General features: G+C 48.4%; 22 protein-coding genes. 7 read left to right on the top strand and 15 right to left on the bottom strand.

The window, feature by feature from the left end; genetic code table 11:
* Positions 1 to 160 precede the first annotated feature (160 nt).
* Positions 161 to 595, bottom strand: a complete 435-nt coding sequence (locus tag DC20_RS09305; RefSeq protein ID WP_062543582.1) for a hypothetical protein — start codon at positions 593 to 595, stop codon at positions 161 to 163.
* Between the two features lie 207 nt (positions 596 to 802).
* Positions 803 to 1,246 (bottom strand): STAS/SEC14 domain-containing protein, encoded by a 444-nt coding sequence (locus DC20_RS09300; RefSeq protein ID WP_062543581.1) that lies wholly within the window; start codon positions 1,244 to 1,246, stop codon positions 803 to 805.
* Between the two features lie 588 nt (positions 1,247 to 1,834).
* On the opposite strand from DC20_RS09300, the gene DC20_RS09295 reads away from it, so the two are divergent.
* Together DC20_RS09295 and DC20_RS09290 are read left to right on the top strand one after the other, a co-directional pair.
* A complete protein-coding gene (locus tag DC20_RS09295; RefSeq protein ID WP_062543580.1) occupies positions 1,835 to 2,215 on the top strand; it encodes an Hsp20/alpha crystallin family protein in 381 nt (126 codons plus the stop codon).
* Between the two features lie 129 nt (positions 2,216 to 2,344).
* Positions 2,345 to 2,941, top strand: a complete 597-nt coding sequence (locus tag DC20_RS09290) for an Hsp20/alpha crystallin family protein (protein WP_071885421.1) — start codon at positions 2,345 to 2,347, stop codon at positions 2,939 to 2,941.
* A gap of 102 nt (positions 2,942 to 3,043) precedes the next feature.
* Here the strand turns inward: DC20_RS09290 and DC20_RS09285 are convergent, their stop codons facing one another.
* Complete coding sequence (locus DC20_RS09285; RefSeq protein ID WP_157593116.1) at positions 3,044 to 3,280, bottom strand: hypothetical protein; 237 nt, start codon at positions 3,278 to 3,280, stop codon at positions 3,044 to 3,046.
* 158 nt (positions 3,281 to 3,438) lie between these two features.
* Here DC20_RS09285 and DC20_RS09280 point away from each other — a divergent pair, with 158 nt between their 5' ends.
* Entirely contained in the window at positions 3,439 to 4,194 is a 756-nt protein-coding gene (locus DC20_RS09280) for a hypothetical protein (protein WP_062543578.1), read from the top strand.
* Between the two features lie 110 nt (positions 4,195 to 4,304).
* Here DC20_RS09280 and DC20_RS09275 read toward each other — a convergent pair whose 3' ends face one another.
* Positions 4,305 to 4,619, bottom strand: a complete 315-nt coding sequence (locus tag DC20_RS09275) for an SH3 domain-containing protein (protein WP_157593115.1) — start codon at positions 4,617 to 4,619, stop codon at positions 4,305 to 4,307.
* A 771-nt stretch (positions 4,620 to 5,390) separates the two neighbouring features.
* On the opposite strand from DC20_RS09275, the gene DC20_RS09260 reads away from it, so the two are divergent.
* The 3 genes from DC20_RS09260 (at position 5,391) to DC20_RS09250 (ending at position 7,177) form a co-directional block, all read left to right on the top strand.
* Positions 5,391 to 5,825 (top strand): GNAT family N-acetyltransferase, encoded by a 435-nt coding sequence (locus DC20_RS09260; RefSeq protein ID WP_071885420.1) that lies wholly within the window; start codon positions 5,391 to 5,393, stop codon positions 5,823 to 5,825.
* A 232-nt stretch (positions 5,826 to 6,057) separates the two neighbouring features.
* Positions 6,058 to 6,774: an alpha/beta fold hydrolase gene (locus tag DC20_RS09255; RefSeq protein WP_245652329.1), complete on the top strand. Its 717-nt coding sequence runs from the start codon at positions 6,058 to 6,060 to the stop codon at positions 6,772 to 6,774.
* Positions 6,767 to 7,177 carry a septal ring lytic transglycosylase RlpA family protein gene (locus DC20_RS09250; RefSeq protein WP_062543573.1) on the top strand — a complete coding sequence of 137 codons (411 nt, stop codon included), beginning with the start codon at positions 6,767 to 6,769 and terminating at the stop codon, positions 7,175 to 7,177. Before DC20_RS09255 ends, DC20_RS09250 begins: the two co-directional genes overlap by 8 nt.
* Positions 7,178 to 7,196: 19 nt before the next feature.
* Here the strand turns inward: DC20_RS09250 and DC20_RS09245 are convergent, their stop codons facing one another.
* The 11 genes from DC20_RS09245 to DC20_RS09195 form a co-directional block, all read right to left on the bottom strand.
* Positions 7,197 to 8,156, bottom strand: coding sequence for a 1-phosphofructokinase family hexose kinase (locus DC20_RS09245; RefSeq protein ID WP_062543572.1), 960 nt, complete (start codon positions 8,154 to 8,156; stop codon positions 7,197 to 7,199).
* 126 nt (positions 8,157 to 8,282) lie between these two features.
* Entirely contained in the window at positions 8,283 to 9,434 is a 1,152-nt protein-coding gene (gene nagA, locus DC20_RS09240) for an N-acetylglucosamine-6-phosphate deacetylase (protein WP_062543571.1), read from the bottom strand.
* 243 nt (positions 9,435 to 9,677) lie between these two features.
* Positions 9,678 to 10,391 (bottom strand): DUF4097 family beta strand repeat-containing protein, encoded by a 714-nt coding sequence (locus DC20_RS09235; protein ID WP_062543570.1) that lies wholly within the window; start codon positions 10,389 to 10,391, stop codon positions 9,678 to 9,680.
* 30 nt (positions 10,392 to 10,421) lie between these two features.
* The gene (locus tag DC20_RS09230) at positions 10,422 to 11,297 is read right to left on the bottom strand and encodes a DUF4097 family beta strand repeat-containing protein (protein ID WP_245652328.1); all 876 of its coding nucleotides are present in this window, start codon (positions 11,295 to 11,297) and stop codon (positions 10,422 to 10,424) included.
* 22 nt (positions 11,298 to 11,319) lie between these two features.
* Positions 11,320 to 12,249 carry a HEAT repeat domain-containing protein gene (locus DC20_RS09225; protein WP_062543569.1) on the bottom strand — a complete coding sequence of 310 codons (930 nt, stop codon included), beginning with the start codon at positions 12,247 to 12,249 and terminating at the stop codon, positions 11,320 to 11,322.
* Positions 12,239 to 12,748 (bottom strand): RNA polymerase sigma factor, encoded by a 510-nt coding sequence (locus tag DC20_RS09220; RefSeq protein WP_062543568.1) that lies wholly within the window; start codon positions 12,746 to 12,748, stop codon positions 12,239 to 12,241. The genes DC20_RS09225 and DC20_RS09220 overlap by 11 nt, the downstream gene beginning before the upstream one ends.
* A 213-nt stretch (positions 12,749 to 12,961) precedes the next feature.
* Complete coding sequence (locus DC20_RS09215) at positions 12,962 to 13,828, bottom strand: EamA family transporter (protein WP_245652327.1); 867 nt, start codon at positions 13,826 to 13,828, stop codon at positions 12,962 to 12,964.
* A gap of 167 nt (positions 13,829 to 13,995) precedes the next feature.
* Entirely contained in the window at positions 13,996 to 14,472 is a 477-nt protein-coding gene (locus tag DC20_RS09210) for a hypothetical protein (protein ID WP_062543566.1), read from the bottom strand.
* Between the two features lie 50 nt (positions 14,473 to 14,522).
* Entirely contained in the window at positions 14,523 to 14,855 is a 333-nt protein-coding gene (locus DC20_RS09205; RefSeq protein ID WP_071885419.1) for a hypothetical protein, read from the bottom strand.
* Between the two features lies 1 nt (position 14,856).
* On the bottom strand, positions 14,857 to 17,265 hold the full coding sequence (locus DC20_RS09200) for a penicillin acylase family protein (protein ID WP_062543564.1): 2,409 nt from the start codon (positions 17,263 to 17,265) through the stop codon (positions 14,857 to 14,859).
* A 200-nt stretch (positions 17,266 to 17,465) separates the two neighbouring features.
* Positions 17,466 to 17,903, bottom strand: a complete 438-nt coding sequence (locus tag DC20_RS09195; protein ID WP_062543563.1) for a hypothetical protein — start codon at positions 17,901 to 17,903, stop codon at positions 17,466 to 17,468.
* Positions 17,904 to 18,116: 213 nt separating this feature from the next.
* Here DC20_RS09195 and DC20_RS09190 point away from each other — a divergent pair, with 213 nt between their 5' ends.
* Positions 18,117 to 19,442: a M16 family metallopeptidase gene (locus DC20_RS09190; protein WP_062543562.1), complete on the top strand. Its 1,326-nt coding sequence runs from the start codon at positions 18,117 to 18,119 to the stop codon at positions 19,440 to 19,442.
* Positions 19,443 to 19,456: the final 14 nt, after the last annotated feature.

Below are 19,456 nucleotides of genomic sequence, written 5' to 3'. Positions count from 1 at the left end.
AGTCGCTTATAGGGCAACAATGGCTTTCAACAAAGTTCTTACTGGCCTTAGATTCTACTGAAAGGCCTTTTTATTTTGTCAGGGGTCACAGGCAAAAGCAACCAGGGCAAACGGTGCTTTCTGGCTAATTTTTCTAAAACAGTCCCTAAATGGTTACGTGCTATGCCTGTGCTTGCGTCGGTTCTTCCAGTAACCAGGTTAATGCCTCCTCCAGATCATAGAAGGTATGTATTTGCACGTTGTGTTCTACATCTGGTATCTGGTGAAAAAGATGGTTTACTTCCGGTCCGTCCTTCTGCTTTATATCCATGAGAACGGCAAATTTACGCAGGGTGCTGGAAAGCATGGAGGGGAGTATGTTTTCTATGACCCATTGCATGTCTTTGCTCTGGAATGACTTTATATTTCTAACATCAGAGAGCCACCGGGTCAACCCAAACAACTCAATGGAATGGTTCACTAAAAGAATAGCCTCGCGCACTTCATGGCTGCTGACGGGGCTTTTCCAAATACTGATACCCATCTCATTTCCTTTATGGTAGCGGATGGTGACGCCTGTACTTTTGTAATAGACTTCACTATTTTCTATAATCATGCGTAGCCAATAATATATATATATGTACAGAAGTGCCCAGGGCCAAAACACTTCTGCCAGATTTAGTTATGCGCGGGGGCGCCTCTGTATTCAATACTTAATGCTTTATAACAAGCAGACTATTTTTTGCCTACCCCGTTTATTTAATGAGTATATGCTTTCTCTATATTCTTTTGGTTTTACTACTCTGCAAATTCACTAGACGCCCTATCCATTGCTTTCTTTACTGTTGCGCTGCCCCTGTTCGGTTAATGGCATCATCAACCAGGCTAAGGCCTGTGCTTCATCATTAAAATCGCGCAGGACCAGGTGGTCTGGCTGCTCAATGCGCTGCATGATCTGGTCTACTGCCATTTTATTGAACATATCTTCAGAAACCAGAGTAGCCATGCGCCTGAGCGTGCTCTGCAGCATGCGGGGCATAATGTTCTCTACAAACCAATGCTGGTCTGCCTGCCTTATGGCTTTCATCTTCCGGTTATCGGCAAGCCAGCGCACTACCCCTTCTTCTTCCATCAACTGCAGGCATTTCAAGGTAGCTTCCTTGAATTCCTGGCTATTCAGGAAACCATTCCAAACCGCGTAAGCCGTTTTCTGTCCCTGATCATAGTCAAGCGTTAGCCCGGCAGATGCATAATATGTTTTTCTCATAGAAAGCAAAAAAGCAAAGCCATCTCTTCCAGCAGAAGAAGTTCCGCCGAGGTATCCTTCTCTTTAAAATAGCTTCATATAGTCATGTAAGTGTGCTGTATGTCCTTCTTCCACCTGTCTTCAGCACCAGTTTGCAGCTTACAAACCGCGCGAGTACAGCTTAAATACAACCTGAGCACCTGAAATTATACAAGAATCAGAGTTTGCTTTTGGGGGATTCAGCAAAATAGCTCTGTTCTAAGTTTCCTTTTGTTTTACTACCAGCTCAATGTAAGCAGGTTTTCAGATTAAATTAATGTTTTTTCTTCTTAAAAGAAGAATTATTTCACGTTCTACGCAAGAAAGACATAAAAGTGAGGCAATACCCTAAAAAATGCTTATATTTTTACTTGAATTATTTCTATAAAGCTACTCCAGCGGGAATTTGGACGCAGGAAACACCCTGACAAAGGTCTGCCAAAATAGCATTATACACTTATTTTAGCTTTGACATTCTGTCTTGATAGTAGGCAAAAAAGGGGCCTGGCACTATTGGTATGCCCTTTGCATTACCCCACATGAAAATAAGAAAGGAAGAGGTGAAGCGTCATGAAACTGATTAAAGATAAAAAGTTCTTACAGAACATTGCCCAATATATAGACTTAACCAACACGGTTGGTGGCGGGGTTGTCCAGCCACAGGTGAACATGGTGAAACGCAAAAAAGAGACCGTACTGCAGGTAGCTTTACCTGGCGTGTCTCCTGAGCAGTGCCAGGTGATTCTGGATAAAAACCAACTTACTGTAATGGCTTTGCACCAGAGCGAACAGCATCCGGCCATGCAGATTCCGTTGTTTCACCAGAACTTCGTGCTGCCGCCCTACATAGACTTCAGTCACCTGAGAGTGGTGCATGAAGGCCACGAGTTGCGGGTACACCTTCCGTACCTGCCGCAAGGCCCCCGGTTTTTAGAGATTGAGCAACGTTAATATAACCTACAGGTAAACCGGGAACGGCTTGCTTACCAGCGTTTCCGGCCCTGTTTCTGACAAACGGCTTAAAACGGCCCTAGTGCATTGGCAAACACGTATTTTTGAGGCAGTGACTATGCCTGCCCTATGTTTCACACAATTAAAGTAGGTAAAATTATGGCTATTCAACGTTTCGGGAGCGGCTTTGAAGACATGATGCCGCAAACCTTCAGCAGCATGCTGGATCGTTTCTTTAATGACTCTGTGAACAGCCGCGAGCGGCTGAATAGGTTTAGTCCTCAGGTAGACACCTGTGAAACCGAGAAGGGATTTGAGTTGGAGGTGGCCCTTCCTGGCATGAAAAAAGAAGACATTCACCTTGATTTCCAGCAAGGACGTCTTACCATTTCAGGAGAGCGTCACTTCAAGAATGAGCAGAAAGACAAGCGTTACCATGTCATTGAAAGCCAGTACGGTTCCTTCAGCCGTTCTTTCCAGTTCCCAGACACGGTAAAAGCTGACAGCATTGAGGCAGTGTTTGAAAACGGAATTCTGCACGTGAGAATCCCGAAGGACGAACAGAAAACTGCCCGTCACCAGATTGAGGTACGCGAAGGCAACTCCCAACCCATCCGGTTAGAAAACAACAGCAATGGCACTGAGCAGGAAGCCAAAGGCAACGCCTCTTCTTCCAGAAAGAAACAGGCTAACCTGGCCCATGAAGGCAACAACAACCTGAACTAAGCTGCCAGAAACATATAAAACAGAAAGGCACCACACGTGTGGTGCCTTTCTGTTTTATACCCAGCCGTAAAACAGGTCTATAGGTACTAACTCATGACAACGTTAGCCCTGCTTACCAGAACTCATGGCAGCGTTGCCGTTACCGGCAGAGTCTGGAATGCTGCCCGGGTTATAAGAACTTTTGGTGGTCTGGCCTGGAGTAGCAGGATCATTAGGCCCACCGCCAGAGATACGGGTAGTGGTTCCGTGCTGCGGTGAACCGCCGGCTTTGTTTGCTCTCACGTAATACACGGTAATAAACAAAGCTATAATCAATAAAATACACAATGCTATAAACATAACAATTCAGTTTAAGTGAAACAATCAGCTCTTTTCTTTTACTCCTTTTTCACTCTGCTGTTGCGCCAGTCTGGGGTATATTCTATTCTAAAGTCCACCTTTCCCTTTTTTTCTTTAGCTTTATCATAGAAAACCTACTTTTTCGTTTTCAATGTGTTATGATGAAAAAATTATACTTTCTGGTTTTCTTCTGCTGGATGGCAGTAGAATGCGCCTGGAGCCAAAACGTTACTTCAGGACAACCTTACTTTATAGAACTGCACAACGGTGAACGTGTGTACGCAAGCAGGCTACAATTCAAAAGCCCGGTTTTTAAGCAAAACTTTTTCCTGCTGGATGATACCCTCAAGTTTACCCCTGAAAAGGTAAAATACTTTCAGAGCCAGGAAGGGTACTTTGCCCGCGTAGACGCTGGCCGTCGCTTTAGCAACTTTGCCCAACGTGAACAAGCCGGGCGCATTTCTACTTACTTTGTCTATCGCACAGACTACAACTCCTATTCCCCAGGTATTGGCGTAGGCATGGGAGGGTACGGAATGGGTGGTTACGGCATGGGAGGGTATGGCTACCCTACGCAGCGCCGGGTGTACTACTTTGAGAAAGAAAAAGGCCCTTTGCAGCCGCTCACCTACAAGAACCTGCGGGCAGCCTTGTCTGATAACCCTGGCAGCGTAGAAAGTTTGCAGGATTACAAAAGAGGACAAAACATCCAAACGGGTATCTATGTGGCGGGCGCAGGCTTAATGGTAGCCGGCATTACGCAACAGTTTAGAAGTGGCTACAACGGGTCAAGCGTTTCTCCGCTGCTTCTGGTGGGCGCGGGCATCTCCCTGATTCCTCAGCTGCTCAGGTTAGTTAAGAAAGACAAACTTGCAGAGGCCATAGACCTTTACAACTACACTCCAAAGGAATAGGCTCCTTGGTTTATGAAAAGCAGAAGGCCCACTCTCTCCAGAGTGGGCCTTCTGCTTTTTGGTCTAACACAAGAGACTGCAGGGGGGAAGCAGTTCTTGTGTTGTACCCTTTATAATTTCGCGCTTTTGTCAACAGAGACAGGAGTTTTAGCGGCAGTGGCCTTTTTAGCTTTTTTGGCTTTCAGGTAAGAATTCAGCACGTAGCCGGCTTCTCCATCAATCTGCACCAAACTCCACTCACTGTTTTGTTTGCGCATCACAATGATCTCGTCTTCAGAACCTAACAGGCGCATCACTTCTCCGCCAATGGCAGGCTGACGATACATTCTAACTTTTTCAGTATTAACGCGGCTGGTTGGGCCTTGGGCGAAAACTGAAATTACTTGCATGCAAACTAAGGCGGTGATAATAAATAAACGTTTCATGGCTTTTAAATTAAATGAGTTAATTGATAAGAAAACAATCTTGATATTTTTAAATTATTACTTCAGTAAAACACCTTTTATCTTGCAAAAGGACGTAAAGATCCAGGGCGATTTTTGCACCTATTATTTTCATGTAAGATTTCTTTATGTTTGTGTTATATTCTAATAGATGCAGAATCTAAAAGAAGGTTGCTTGCAGTTGCAGATTTATTTTAATTTTTTATTTAGTTTTTAAAAAACTGTTCAAAATCTTTCCATATCTGCTACTACTCTTGAATTCCATTGCTCGTTTAACAGAAATACAAGTTGCGTGCCATTTACTTAAATCATTGTTTTAAAGCATGTTATAAGGTTTTAGTAAAATACAATTGTCCGTTGCCGTACACAATTCTTTTAAAACCGAACACTTTCATCATCTTTTCCTCCGCACCAATAAAGAAAAAAGATCTACTTGTATTCTTCGCTTCCATTGTTTTGCTTTTCACAAAATCAATGCACATTTCAAGCACACAGGCAGAGGCCATCTAATTCATGTTGGTACTCTTAATTCAGCCGCCGTATAATTGGCAGATAAATTCTTTCAATTAAACCGGCTATTCTGCCTTTCAATGGACCAAATATATAGGGCCTTTTTTCGTAATACTAGCACCAAAACGTTAATTAACTTATATTTAACGTTACACAGGAATTGTCGCCCTTCCTTAACATTTTGTTAGCAGTTCTTTTACCCCAACGGCCTGCTTTCTACTTTTACTTCTTACTTTTTGCGACATGTCCACACCTTTTCAAGTAAGGGAGATCACCGCATTGCCTGAGATGCTGCAACAGTTCCCGTTAATTCAGGTCTTGAACCCCAACATGGACCTAGCGCGGTATGAACTGCTGTTACACCAAATGCTGCCCCTTCGCTACCGCATGGTGGGTGTCTTTGATAAGTCAATCTGCGTGGGGTTGTCCGGCTTTTGGTTGGGCACCAAGCTTTACAGTGGCAAGTACCTGGAGGTAGATAATTTTGTGGTAGACGAGCGCTACCGCTCTAAAGGGATTGGAAAACTACTGCTGGACTGGCTTACGCAAGAAGCTTCCCAAAACCATTGTGAAACCATGATGCTAGACGCGTACGTGGGCAATAACGCAGCCCATAAATTCTACTTCCGCGAAGGGTTCGTCATTAAAGGCTTCCATTTTCTGAAAAGGTTGAAATAGACTTTCTGCAAAGGCAAATGCAGGAGCCAACAACACAGGTAACTAACCTTTATCTAAACAGAAGCCAACAAATTACCCGCACCAAGCTGCTTGCCCTTCGCCATGAAGGTGTTCTTTCTTAAGGTGTTTTACAGAAAATAGCCTTAAAGCAATGGTGGCCCTCTTCACTACTAAGTAGTTTCATAGTGCTTTTCAGAAAATAAGAATTAAAACAGGAACGTTAAGGCAGAGTATGGAAGAACACTTATCTTTCAGGATGGAACCACTGCTGTTGCTACACGGGGCCTTGGGTGCGAAAGACCAGTTTGCTCCTTTGCTGTCTCTGCTGCCTGCCGCTGTACCGGTGTACTCTTTCAACTTACCAGGCCACGGAGGTGAGCCTTTCCCTGATGGGCCCTTCCGGATAGAAGCCTTTGCCCAACATTTGCTCAGTTGGCTAGATGCCCAGAACCTTGCCCGGGTGCAGGTGTTTGGCTACAGCATGGGCGGCTATGTAGCCCTGAAAGCTGCTCGCCTGCACCCTGATCGTTTCTCAAGTATCTTCACCTTGGCCACCAAATTCAACTGGACGCCGGAAGCAGCCCAAAAAGAAGTAACCAAGCTTAACCCGAAGGTTCTGCAGGAGAAAGTCCCTGCTTTTGCGGAAGCCCTGAAAACCCGGCACGCTCCGCAAGACTGGCAGGAAGTCCTGCACCGTACCGCCTCTATGATGGAGCAACTAGGCCAGAAGCCAGTACTGACGGCTGCTGAACTGGCCCAGATTTCTGTTCCGGTGTGTATTGCCGTGGGAGACAGAGACCAAATGGCTTCTGTAGAAGAATCATTGGCAGCCTCCCGTCAGTTGGCTTACGGGCAATTCCATGTTTTACCTAACACTAAACACTCGCTGGAGCAGTTAGATTGGCCGCTGTTGGCTTCTGCTCTGCAGCACTTTTTCTCTTATGCGTAGCCTTACTCCTTCTTTCCGCTGGAACCTGCTTTGCCTGCTTGTGCTTTCTTTGCTTACCACCAACTGCACCTCCAGCGCCCCTGCTTTTGGGGAACGGGGGGGGTATGTAGAAACTGGCAAAGCCTCCTATTATTCAGATAAACTGAAGGGAAACAAAATGGCCAATGGCAAGCGGTACAAGCCTGGCAAACGCACCGCTGCCCATAAGAAACTTCCCTTCGGTACTAAAGTCAAGGTGACCAACCCCAGAAACGGAAGATCGGTCAAAGTTATGATCACCGACAGGGGACCATTTGCGCCCGGACGCATCATAGACCTTTCCAAGTCTGCTGCCCGCAAGCTAGATATGGAAAAAAGCGGGGTTGTGCCCGTGCAAATGAAGGTAATTAAGACATCAAAGTAATGCCTCTAACACAGCAGGGCTACTCTTTATTCAAAAGTGCCACGGGTGCGCTATGCTTCTGAATCCATTCGTAGATTTCTTCCACATCTGACAGGCGGCAAAGCTCTGAACCAGGGGTCATGGTAGTAGCCGTGCCGGTGGCTACGCCGTACCTAACTACATCGGGCCAAGACCAGCCTTCGGTTAATTTTAAGACCATTCCGCCTACCATGCTGTCACCGGCGCCTACGGCACTGTCCTGTTTTACGGTGGGCGGAGTTATATAGTCAAAGCCGTCTTTGGTGGCGAGCATGGCACCCCGTGGCCCTAAAGAGACCACCAGCACCTGGCTTTTTCCTTCCTGTATCACCTGTTGCGCCAGCGCTTCCTGCTCTTTGGCGGAAATCTTTTCTTTGCCGGCCAGCGCGGCCAATTCATTCAGGTTGGGCTTTAGCAGGTAAATGCCTTCGCCGGCCGCTTTCGTTAAAGCTTCGGCAGAGGTATCTACGATCAGCTTGAAACCTTTTTTTACTGCAATCTCCGCAATTTGAGCGTAGAAATCGTCTGGAATGCCGGGAGAGATACTGCCGCTGGCCACTACAAATTCCGGTACATCCTTGATTTCTTCCAGCGCCTGCAAAATCTGCCGCCACTCAGGCTCAGAAACCTGCGGCCCGGGCATCCCGAAGCGGAATTGCTCACCACTGGCGGTTTCAAACACCATCAGGTTCTCTCGCGTCCAGTTCTCGCACCTAAACTCTTTGAAGTCCACGCCTTCCTCCTCCAGAAGCTGCCCAATGCGCCTACCCGCCGCGCCACCAGACAGGTACCAGGCGCAGGACTCACCTCCCAGCTTTTTGATTGCCCTTGAAACATTAATGCCGCCGCCGCCTGGTTCATACGTAGGGGCTTCGCAGCGTAATTTCTTTTCTGGGGCCAGTTTCTGTACCCGGGTACTTTTATCTAATGCTGGATTTATGGTGATGGTGATGATTTTCATAGAGTAGGTGTTGGTTTCGCGTGAACATACAGTATTGCAGTTCAAATACGGAAAAGATATGAATCAGATAAATACAAAGGCTGTTTCTTGCAATTTTCTAGAAACTACCCCTGAAACATTCCTGATTTATTTTTGCTGCAGCACTACTTCCACACCCTCTACCCACACTTGCTGCAGCTGTAGTTCCTGGTCCATCACTACTATGTTCGCAGCAGCTCCGGGCACCAGTTGCCCTACTTTGTGTTCCAGTTTCAGAACCTGTGCCGGATACAAGGTCGCCATCCTAATGGCTTCGTCTACCTCCAGGCCTACCATGTTCACGGTGTTCTGCACCGCCTGCAGCATGGTTAAAGCAGATCCGGCCAACCGACCATCCTCGGTTTCGCAGCGGTTATTGCGGTAATAGGCCTTAAAATTACCGAAGTCAGTGAACGGAATGTCTGACCCCACGCAGGCAGCACAGTCTGAGATGAGCAGCAGTTTTTCGCCCAGCATCTTTTTGGCCAGGCGCACGGCGTACGGGTGGCAGTGCTCGCCGTCTACAATAATGCCGGTCCAGGCCTGTCCATAATCCAGGGCGGCAGCAGCCAGACCAGGTTGCTTGGTGTCTATGCCGCTCATGGCATTGTAGAGATGGGTAACGGCGGTGACGCCATTTTGAAAAAAGTGCATGGCTTGGTCATAGGTAGCCAGGCTGTGCCCCGCCGAGAGCTTAATGCCGCTTTCCACCAGCCGTTGCATAACGCTTTCCTCTATGCATTCCGGGGCTAGCGTCAAATACGTGATCACGTCTTTCCCGGCTTCCAACAACACATCCAGTTCCTCGTGGGTGGCCGTCCGGATGCAGGCGGTATCATGGGCGCCCGCTTTACCTGGGTTAAAGTACGGTCCCTCCAGGTGCATGCCCAGAAAGGTGCTGGGCTGCTGTTGCATGGCTTGCCGTACTGCCGTAATGGTTTCCAAAATTCGATCCTGGAACGCGGAGATCACGGTAGGCAGGAAACTGGTGGTGCCAAATTGCAGGTGCGCATCTCTAATGGCATTCAGGCTCTCCAGTGTGGGGTACTGGGTGAAATACACGCCACCACCACCGTTTACCTGCAAGTCTACAAAGCCAGGGCAGATGATGCCGCCTTTTACATCTATGATCTTGGCATCACTTGGGACTTCATCGGCCTGGATGATGTCCAGAACGGTATTGTCTTCAAATAGAACTGCGTAGCCTTGAGCAGTGGTATAGTCAGAATAAATGTTGCCGTTGGTAAGAGCGAGGCGCATGGGAGAATATTTTCGTTTAGAGGCTAATTTGCGGAAAAGAGCCCAGAAAAGAAGAATGTCTCTTCTGTTTTGTCCTTACTTCTAAGAAAAGACGCCACAACCACTTTTTCTCAGAAGCAACCCGGGTGGTAGAAGCAGCTACAAGCCAGGTTTACAAATCAGTCTAAACCGAAAAGAGCAAAGAGGATTATAAGTCCCTTTGCTCTTTTCAGCTTATTATCTCAAAACAGGTTCTAAATGGGCTTACTTCTTTTTGCGGAAGTAGATGTTGTTGCTGATGCTTTCCAGAGTGACCTTAGGCCCGCCATTGTTCACGCTCCCTTTAAGCTCGTAACCTACCATGGGCGCCTCTTTCTGCTTTTCGGTGAGGTTGATGGCTACGTCTGAGAACACTTCGCCGGTAATGGTTTTCAGAGCCACGGTGGCGCCCTTTTGGTTAGACCAGTCCATGTCTACAAACCCGCTGATGGATTTGGCGTTCACGGTGCCGGTGAGGCCGCGCAGCTCAATGTCGCCGTTGATAGTTTCCAGGGTGAGGTTGGCGTCACGAGGAAGGAAGACCTCATAATCAATTTGGACGCAGGCTCCGTTCTTCATCTTCCCGTTAGTATAATTTCCGAAGCTGGTAGTGGCTCCGTCTGGACAGCCTCCTTCTGGCAGAGTGCTGGTTTTCATAAGTTCTTCATTCAGGTCAGCGGTGACGTTTAGCTGGCCCAGGCCCTCTTTAAAGGTGAGCAGAAAAGCCTCGTTCAGTTTGCCGCCGTTTATCTCATAAGTAACCTTTACATAGGCTTCCTTTTTGTCCCAGGCGGTTACCTTCACCTCATTCCCGAACTTCAGTTTCAGGTTCACTTTATTGGAGGCAGGTACGTCCAAGGTTTTCTCCACCGTTTTTTTCTGGGCATGGAGGTTCCCTATGCCCAGCAGTAGCAGGGCCAACAATACTAGATTTTTCATAAAAGAGAAGGTGTTTAGGTGAGGATAGGCTTACTTTTTCTTCCGGATGAAGATGTCGCTGGAGATAGTCTGGATGCTCATTTGCACCCCGCCGCCGTTGACTTTGCCAGCGATGCCCCCGCCGCCGCCAATCATGGCTAATCCTTCGTCATCACCTTTTTTCCGTTGCACTTCAATGTCAAAGTCGGTGTAGATCTCTCCTTGCAGGGAGTTAAGTTTGAAATTAGCTTTGTTATTGGCTGGCAACGTAATGTCTATGTCACCACTCACCGTAGAGATTGCACTGGGCTTGCTTTGGTTTAGCGAAGAGAAAATAACCTTGAAAGAGCCGCTGGTGTTGTTGGCAACCACTGGTCCTGATACATTGGTTAAGGTTGCGTCAGAGTTATTCAGCTTTAATTCAATTTCTCCATCCAGATCTGAAATAGATAGATCGCTTCCTTCCCAATTGATTTCTTTGTACACCACAGCAGCGTTTTTTGGAATTCTGATAACATAATCAATATCAGCACGCGAAGCTTTGGCAATAGAGATTGTATTGTTGTTTTTGGTCACAGACAAACCCAAGCTGGTATTGTCTTCTACTTGGTTGTAAAGAGGCTTGAGTCCTTCGGCTCGTTTAGGAGGAGCCATGTAGTCCCTTGTTTCAATGATCACCTCGTCACCGGTGTGGCCTACAATTTTAACGTTGCTTTTGAACATGGAGAGTTGCACTTGCTTGTCTTTTCCGTTGCCCAATTTTACTTTGTAGGTGCGAAGTCCATTCTCTTGCGGGCCATCTTGTAGCCGCCTCACTTTAGAAGTTAACGGAGTAGATAGGTGACCAGCAGCAGCTGCATTTTCTAAGACAAGGAAGTTCCCGGTGAGCATGAGAACAGCCCATGCCAGTACAAATGTTTTTTTCATAAAAGTAGAAGTATATGCGTGGTTAGATAAGGGTGCCAAGACCCTCTTGTGCTTTGTATTTAACAATAGGTAATAAGTCTTTTTTGTGCATCAGCATTTCCAGCTGTGACACGGCGGCGGCCTCTTTCAGCTTCACTACCATCTCAATGAGGGTAAGCTGCATGAGCGGCTCGGTCTGGGTGCCCAGGGCCTGGATGAACGCTTTCCGGACTTCTTTGTGGTCTCTGAACTCATAAAGTGCTTCGCAGGCGGCCAGACGCACATTCAGGTTGCCGTCTTGGTTCATGGTTTTCACCAACAGTTTGATGACTTTCTTGCTTTCCTGCGGCGTAAGCCCTTCGGTTCTGAGGTTCTGGCTCACCAACTGCAACCGGTCACTCGCCGAGGCACTGCTTACGGCAGCATTGGAGGTCAACACAGATTTTATTGGTTGTTTTCCAGAAGGCGTCAAGGTTCTGTCTTCAGGTTCTGAATTAATCGTTTCAGGAGCGGTACTCACCGGGTTCTCTACCTGCGGGTAGGCTTCTACCGTCTGGCTAGGTTCTCTGGTTTCCTGCTGCTGGGCTACTATTTCCCCTGTGCTCGCTGGTATTGTATTGGCCTGTCTGAAGTAATTTCCGGCCCAGAACGCGACGATGAGCAACGTAATGCTTGCGGCTATTTGCCAGGCGTACGTTCTGAAGAAGCTGCTGCTTTCCGCTTTAGGGGCACTCCCAACGGCAGATAACGCTGGGTTCTCAATTTTCTCGAACAGCCAGTCATCTGCTAAGAACTTATCTAGTTGCACCTCCTGCTCTTTCCCGTAGAACTGGAACTGCACGGCGTGTGGCTTTAGGCTGTCTGGCAACATCTTGGTCTGCCGGAAGAAGTTCTTTAGCTGATCTTCTTCTTCTAAGGACGTCTCGCCGTTGTAGTATTTCTCCAGTAAGGTTTCTATCTGCTCAAACTGCATAGTTTTCCATCTTTAAAAGTCCGTCTCGCACACTTTTCCGGGCTCTGCTCAGCGCCACCCTGATAGCATTGACGTTCACTCCCGTGACCTGCTCTATTTCCTCGTAGGCGTACCCTTCCACATCTCGCAGGTGCAGAATCAGGCGCTGTTGTTCAGGTAATAGTTTCACGAGCTCGTGCACCTTGTTCACCTGGTCGGTGAGTTCGTAGCGCTGGTACGGGTTCGCCTCCGCTGAGTCAAGTTCCATGCCCACCACATCTACCATGTGCTTGTGCTTTCGGCTTTTGATTTTGTCCAGGCACAGGTTCTTGGTGATGCTCATGGCAAACGCCTCAATGCTGGCGTAAGCGTGGAGCTTGTGTTTGTTGGACCAGAGTTTCAGGAAAACATCCTGCAAGATATCCTCGGCCTCTTCCTTGTTCTGCAACAGGAACAGCGCCATTCTGTACAGCTTCTGCTTGGCCGGGAGTACCTTGGTTTTAAACTCTTGTAAGTCCATTCATTAACAGAGACGACTGAGGTGAGAAGTCATTACAGCAGTTTCAGAAAATTTTTGAAAAAAGTCTGAAAAGTTCTGAGACTTGAGTGCTGATTCAGGTAAAAAGATGGTTTAAAGCCTGTTTTCATGAAACACCCCAGAAAACAGGTGGAGGAATTGAGGGTAAATTAATCTAAAGAAAAAGACTCATAACGCAAGATTCAGCATTCAGGACTACTTCAGCAGGATGATCATGACCGAGCCAACCACCATGATGATAGCTCCGAAGGTTTTCTTGAGGATGTTAGTTTCCTGGAAAAAACGATAGCCTAACCCAATGCTTACTAGAGTGGAAAGTTGGAATAGTGAGAGGGCGTAGCCCACCGGCATTTGCTCAAATGTGTAGTTGGTGGTGAGCTGCATCAGCCCAATACAGAAGACCAGCAACGAGTACCGCTTCAGCTTAGTTGACGTGAACTCCTGCACAAACTGCTGCCGGTGCGCCGCTCCTGAAAACGTGATTATGGCCGAGAACAAAGCTCCAAACCAACACCAACTGATAAAGGAAACCATGGGCGAAGAATACAGAATGGTTTTCTTGATGAACACTGCCTCTATGGCTGCAAAAATCATGGCCCACAGCCGAAACTGGATGCTAGGCTGCTTCAGCAATTTCCAGGAGAATTTCTCTTCGGTGGTATCCAGCACAAAATAACTGCCGCAAATGATGAGCACGATGCCGGCCACACCCCAGACATTCGGGAACTCTCCCAGTAGCAGCATGCCCGCCAGCAACCCCACCACTGATTTATACGCGTTCACCGGCCCTAATACTGATAAGTCTCCGGTTTGCAGCGCTCGTACTAGAAAGCCGTTTCCTAATGCCCCAAATAAACCTACTAACAGCGAATAGCCCCAGAAGCCCATCGGCAACGCGAACCAATCGACACCTACTGCAGGAATAAGGCAAAATATACTCAGCAGGAAATAAGTAATGAAGTTTACCAGCAACGGCAAGCTGCCTATAGTTGTGAGCTGCTTCTGGAAAACATTCGCGAAAGGATTGGAAAGGATTCTAAGAAGAACGGCAAGGTAAATCAAAGCAGCGGGAAAAAGCGACAGGACGCCAGTTGGTTTCTGGGCAAAGTAGAGAAAAAGGGCTTAAAACGCAGTACTTTTTCTATGAACGAGGCAGATTAGTCTTTGTGAGATAAAGAGAGAGGCGCAGCCAAAGCATAAGGAATGTGCCTTACTGCGGAAAGTCTTTCTTACTTGAGAGTGTTCTCGTGTATTTCTAAGTATCCCACTCCAGTATCAGTTGTTTCCTCCAAATGGCCATCTTTGATTAAGAAAGACCTCTTGGTAAACTCTTCGCCCGCCTCGGTTTTATTGGCTGAGACAATGAACAAGGTGTCCTTACTTAAAGAGAATTTCCCCGCTGATGTAACTTGCCTAAAACCTCCTGTTTCAAATGTGCTATCTGCATAAAGCTTGAGTAGTATACCTCCAATTGATGCTTCTCTGGAGGCAACTAATACCTCTTCCTTGTCTGAAATATTGTAAGAGAAAAACACCTCTTCAATAACTATCAATAAAATTGGCCCAACTACTCCAATAGCAAAGGAAATAGCGGCATTCTTTAACCTTGACTTATTTCTTTTGACAAGATAACTTAATAGAAATACTATGGTAAGCATGAAGCAAACCGGCACTACCAATAACATTATTAAAATAGCTATTTCCATAATTCCTTAGCCTGTTTTCAGCTGCTTTTTCTAAAAACAACCTTAAAAGATTACACCCACAGCCGCCGAACCAGATAACCAGATAAGGCACTTACGCCGCCCACAATTCCGCCGATGAGCACGGTCACGGCTAGTAGAATCCAAGGAGAGTTGACAGTGAGCATGGCGGCTACCCGGTTGCTTAAAACACCATCGGTGACCAGGTGCCAGAACAGGGCTGCGCCTAACCATGTCGCGCCAATGGCCAAGAAGCCTGAGAGAAAGGCATGTCCGCCGTAGCGCGCTTTCCAAAAGGCCAAGGCAAAACAGATCAGGGCAATGCTCCACCACGGCAGGAAGAACTGAACCAACAAACTGACGAGCAAAATAAGGACGAAGAGCATATTAGTTTTTGGTTAAAATCCAGTTGACGGAGGTAGCAGAAGGTCTATCCTGCGCCGAGCGCAAGAACAGCAGCGGGTGAAGTTTCCCGGTTTGCCAGTCATTGAGCATATTGTCATAGAAACGGCTACCTGGGTTTCCACTTTGTCCGCCGGGGTACACACCCCAGGCCTGCACCTGCGGCCCCATCTGCACCACCATGCGCCACGACGGGCCGTGGCTGTTGTAGAGGGCGTTGATGGAGTTGGCGCTACCTCCGGCATACAGTTGCTGCCCGAAACCCGGCAACTGCGCCATGTGCCGGATATGCGAGTCTCGTGCATTCCCCCAAAGCCATTTTTTGCCTCCATCGCCCAAACTGTCAGTAACTTCTTTGAAGGTGGTGTTTACCAAGCTGGCCAGGGTTTCGGTTTGCGGCGTAGTGACGTCATCATACCAGCGGGCATTAGGTTCCACCAAAAGCATCCGCACCAGACGGTCGCGGGCAGGGGCTTTAAACTTCCCCGGGGGGAAGTCATCTGCCCAGATAGAACGGGCCAGCGTTTGCCACCATTCCTCAAAAAGGGAGGGTGCTAGTTTATCTGTGTCATAGCGGTAGTCCCAGGAGGCTAGAACCTGATAATGCTTTTTCTCGGCCGCGGAAAGGGCAGTTTGGTCTACCAATTTCAGCATAGTGGGCAACACGTTTCTAGGCACGAAGCTGTAGTTGTCCATCTGCATCAGCTGGAAGGAATCTGGCGTGGCCTGGGTCATGGTAGAGAGGCGCTGATTGATGCGGGCGCTGCGTTCATAGCCGGCAAAACTGGAGCCGAGGTAATACGGGTAATCCTTTGGACTCACCGGCGTCTGGTTCGCAGAGCTCACGAAACCGCGCTGGGGATTGAGCACCTGCGGCACCTGGTCCATAGGTATCCAGCCTTGCCAGTCATGCGCGGGGTTGGTGCCGTCCAGCAGGTATTTTCCCTGTCCCTGCCATTTCAACGGAAACTGCCCGTTAGAGACAATGGCAATGTTCTGCGTATCAGCGTATACGAAATTGAAGGCGGGTGCCGCCCAGGTGGTCAAGGCCTGCCGGAACTCAGGATAACTTTTAGCCCTGTTTATTTGAATCAAAGTTTTCAATTCATTCTGCGGCTCATGGGCTATCCACCGCAACGCATGCCCTATGGGCGTACTACCACTTCTGAATGCCGTCTCATTTGGCAAGTAGGCTACCGGCCCGTGGTGCGTGTACAACACCGTATCTACAATATCATGCTCACCTTTTACGCTAATCTTCTCCACTACCCTGCGCACGGGCTTCCACTCATTGTTGTGCCAATACTCCTTTCGGCTTTGGTCTTTGAATTTGATTTCAAACCAATCCAGGACATCAGCGCCCACGTTGGTCATGCCCCAGGCAATGTGTTCATTAAACCCGATGCCCACGCCGGGTGCGCCCGGAATAGTGACGCCATACGTATTAATGCCCGGCGCATGCAACTGAACCGCGTGCCAAATGGAGGGCAGACTCAAGTTCAGGTGCGGGTCGGAGGCTAATAAGGGGTATCCGTTAGCCGTCCGGTTTCCGGTGATGGCCCAGTTGTTACTGCCCAAGTTCTCAGGTCTCTGGCGCTCTAACGTATGAAAGGCCATGCCTGCCACAAACTCGGTTGGCGTGGGTGGCACAGGAAGCGGAGTAAAGTTTGAGGGAGTGCCTACGGGCACAATTGGTTCTTCGCGGAAGGGGTAATCTGGGAACAGGTCTTTCACCACGGCAGCGCCGTACTTGCGGAGGTTGTTTGTCATGCGCAGGTCATCTGAGTGCCCGGTCATGTCATAAGCCAGCATCTTGAGTAACAGCGCAATCTTCAACGGACTCCACTTTTCCGGGGCATAATGCAGCAACTTGTACTCAAACGGGTATTCGTGCGGGGCGAGTTGATCTATGTACGCATTCACCCCGGCGGAATACGCTTCCATGATGGTCCGGGTCTGTGGATCGGCAATCATCTTTTCCATAGATTTTTGGGCGGCGGTCACCATGCCCATCCGGCGCTGGAAACGGTCCATCTCCAGGGTGCGGTCGCCAATGATCTCCGATAATCTTCCAGCGGCGGCGTGCGTCATGAACTCCATTTGCCAGAGCCGGTCTTTGGCCGTTAGGTAGCCTTGGGCAAAGTACAGGTCATGGTCGTCCTGCGCGAAGATGTGCGGCACCCGCAACGAGTCAAACCTCACTTGCACCGGCGCCTGCAACCCTTTTAGTGCTAACTCTTCTGAGGTGAAATTGTCATCATCTCCGCTGCGCCAGAACCCTTCATACGGACTCAGAAACGGCCCAAGTGCCGGAACCACGCCGTATGTGCGGTTGAGCGCATACACAATGAGAACAGTCATGAGAACGGCAACAATGGCTTTGATCCATTTCATAGAGGCAACAGTGGAATCTTCTGTGTAAGATAGTTTCTTCTCTAAGGAATGGCAAGCAAAGTAGGCATTGGGGTTGCAGAACGTGGGCAATCACCGTTTAGAGCAACCACAAGGGATTGCCCTACATCCAGAACAGGAACAGAAACAAAAAAGCCGGAGGATTAACTCCGGCTTTTTTGTTTCTACCTGAAAGGAAATGCCTATTGATTGCCTTGGCTGTTCATGCGGCGCTGTCCGCCCTGGCCTTGTCCTCCGCCGTTCTGTCTCTCTAATTGCTCAGCTAAAATCCTGGCGAATTTCTCTTGCTGCGCAGGAGTTAAGATGGCGTTGATTTCAGTAGCACGTTTCTGGGCTTCTGCTTGCATGGCGGTACGGTCAGGACGACCTCCGGCGGCGCGCATCTTCTCCATCTCCTGTGCTGAGGCCATTAAAATGGCTTTGATCTTAGTGCTTTGGTCTGGAGTGAGCTCCAGTTGTTTCTGGTAACGGTCTAACTGCATGGCTGCCCGCTCTTCCGCAGAGAGTCTGGCACGACCTTGACCCTGAGGCGTTTGGGTTTGCTGCGCGAAGGCAGACGTACCGGCTAACAGTGCCACAAACAGGAAAGCGAGCGTGGTTAATTTTTGCAGGGTTTTCATACTATTGTTTTGGTTAGTGGGTTTACAGATTAGAAAGAATTGCTGGCCTTTGGTTTAATCAACAGATGAAAAAAGGAGAACTATCTGTTAGGCAATCAGGCAAATGGAACAGTTTTTGGGAAAAATGCCTTAATTTTAAGGATGCTTTCTGGAAACAAAGCCAAAAACGCGCCATCCTTACAAACGACCCTTTTTATTTTTAATGCTTTTTGAATGAAACGTAAGATTTTGAGTATCCTGTTGTTGGGTGCTAGCTTAACGGCGGCCGCACAGAGCAACAAAATTCAGTTCACGGAATACGACCTGCCCAATGGTCTGCACGTGATCCTGCACCAGGACAAAACCACTCCCACTGTGGCCGTGACCATGATGTACCACGTGGGCTCCAAGAACGAGAACGCTGATCGTACCGGTTTCGCACATTTCTTTGAACACTTGATGTTTGAAGGCTCTGAGAACGTGGAACGCGGCAAGTACATCAACATGATTCAGAGTGCGGGCGGGGCCGTGAATGCCAATACCTCTTTTGACCGCACGTACTACTACCAGATCCTGCCTTCTAACCAACTGGCCTTGGGCCTTTGGATGGAAGCCGATCGTTTGCGCGCCGCTAAAATTGACCAGCAAGGCATAGAGACGCAGCGCCAGGTGGTGAAAGAAGAGAAAAAGCAAACCATTGACAACCGTCCGTACGGCACGCTGCTGGAGAACACCTTCGCGACGGCGTACTCGGTGCATCCGTACCGGTGGGTGCCCATTGGGTCTGCGCAATACATAGACAGAGCCTCGGCTCGCGAGTTTGAGCAGTTCTACAAGACGTTCTATGTACCGAACAATGCCACCTTAACCATTGCCGGTGACCTGGATATCAACCAGACCAAAGCTTGGGTGGAGCAGTACTTTGCTAAAATCCCGAAAGGAACCGGTACTATTCCGCGCCCCACGGTAGTAGAGCCAACTCAGATTGAGGAAGGCCGCAAAGTGGTTTTTGACAACATCCAGCTACCAGCGGTAATCCAGGCCTACCACATTCCGGCGCAAGGCTCTGAAGATTCTTACGCCATCAACATGCTGACTACCTTGCTTTCAGGAGGACCTAGTTCACGCCTGAACAAAGCCTTGGTAGACAAGCAGCAAAAAGCCGTAACGGTGGCTTCTATTCCGGTATCCTTGGAAGATCCGGGGCTGTTCATCAACCTGGGCATTGCAAACCAGGGCGTGGATGTGCATGATTTGGAGCGCGCCATGGACGCTGAGATTGAGCGCGTGAAAAACGAAACCGTCTCTGACCAGGAGTTCCAAAAACTGCGCAACCAAATAGAGACCGACTATATCAACAGTATCTCTACTCTGGAAGGCCGCACCGAAAAACTGGCGTCTTACCACGCGCTGTACGGCAACACCAACCTCATCAACACAGAGCTGGACAAGATGCTGGCCGTGACCAAAGATGATTTAACGCGGGTAGCCAAGAAATACTTCACCAAAGAGAACCGCGCCGTAGTGCATTACCTGCCAAAGGCAGCCCAAGCCAGGTAAGCAGCTTCTCTTTT

It is taken from the genome of Rufibacter tibetensis (assembly GCF_001310085.1).
Classification (GTDB): Bacteria; Bacteroidota; Bacteroidia; order Cytophagales; family Hymenobacteraceae; genus Nibribacter; species Nibribacter tibetensis.
Note: the sequence above shows the minus strand (reverse complement) of the source record. Positions and strands in the feature narration are given on the sequence as shown.

Bases quoted from the DNA above. Each gene is read 5' to 3' on its own strand.
- DC20_RS09275 (WP_157593115.1), bottom strand. From the start codon at position 4,619: ATGAAACGTTTATTTATTATCACCGCCTTAGTTTGCATGCAAGTAATT.
- DC20_RS09245 (WP_062543572.1), bottom strand. From the start codon at position 8,156: ATGAAAATCATCACCATCACCATAAATCCAGCATTAGATAAAAGTACC.
- DC20_RS09290 (WP_071885421.1), top strand. From the start codon at position 2,345: ATGTTTCACACAATTAAAGTAGGTAAAATTATGGCTATTCAACGTTTC.
- DC20_RS09235 (WP_062543570.1), bottom strand. From the start codon at position 10,391: ATGAAAAATCTAGTATTGTTGGCCCTGCTACTGCTGGGCATAGGGAAC.
- DC20_RS09305 (WP_062543582.1), bottom strand. From the start codon at position 595: ATGATTATAGAAAATAGTGAAGTCTATTACAAAAGTACAGGCGTCACC.
- DC20_RS09210 (WP_062543566.1), bottom strand. From the start codon at position 14,472: ATGGAAATAGCTATTTTAATAATGTTATTGGTAGTGCCGGTTTGCTTC.
- DC20_RS09230 (WP_245652328.1), bottom strand. From the start codon at position 11,297: ATGAAAAAAACATTTGTACTGGCATGGGCTGTTCTCATGCTCACCGGG.
- nagA (WP_062543571.1), bottom strand. From the start codon at position 9,434: ATGCGCCTCGCTCTTACCAACGGCAACATTTATTCTGACTATACCACT.
- DC20_RS09220 (WP_062543568.1), bottom strand. From the start codon at position 12,748: ATGGACTTACAAGAGTTTAAAACCAAGGTACTCCCGGCCAAGCAGAAG.
- DC20_RS09190 (WP_062543562.1), top strand. From the start codon at position 18,117: ATGAAACGTAAGATTTTGAGTATCCTGTTGTTGGGTGCTAGCTTAACG.
- DC20_RS09225 (WP_062543569.1), bottom strand. From the start codon at position 12,249: ATGCAGTTTGAGCAGATAGAAACCTTACTGGAGAAATACTACAACGGC.
- DC20_RS09260 (WP_071885420.1), top strand. From the start codon at position 5,391: ATGTCCACACCTTTTCAAGTAAGGGAGATCACCGCATTGCCTGAGATG.
- DC20_RS09295 (WP_062543580.1), top strand. From the start codon at position 1,835: ATGAAACTGATTAAAGATAAAAAGTTCTTACAGAACATTGCCCAATAT.
- DC20_RS09195 (WP_062543563.1), bottom strand. From the start codon at position 17,903: ATGAAAACCCTGCAAAAATTAACCACGCTCGCTTTCCTGTTTGTGGCA.
- DC20_RS09255 (WP_245652329.1), top strand. From the start codon at position 6,058: ATGGAAGAACACTTATCTTTCAGGATGGAACCACTGCTGTTGCTACAC.
- DC20_RS09250 (WP_062543573.1), top strand. From the start codon at position 6,767: ATGCGTAGCCTTACTCCTTCTTTCCGCTGGAACCTGCTTTGCCTGCTT.
- DC20_RS09280 (WP_062543578.1), top strand. From the start codon at position 3,439: ATGATGAAAAAATTATACTTTCTGGTTTTCTTCTGCTGGATGGCAGTA.
- DC20_RS09205 (WP_071885419.1), bottom strand. From the start codon at position 14,855: ATGCTCTTCGTCCTTATTTTGCTCGTCAGTTTGTTGGTTCAGTTCTTC.
- DC20_RS09285 (WP_157593116.1), bottom strand. From the start codon at position 3,280: ATGTTTATAGCATTGTGTATTTTATTGATTATAGCTTTGTTTATTACC.
- DC20_RS09300 (WP_062543581.1), bottom strand. From the start codon at position 1,246: ATGAGAAAAACATATTATGCATCTGCCGGGCTAACGCTTGACTATGAT.
- DC20_RS09200 (WP_062543564.1), bottom strand. From the start codon at position 17,265: ATGAAATGGATCAAAGCCATTGTTGCCGTTCTCATGACTGTTCTCATT.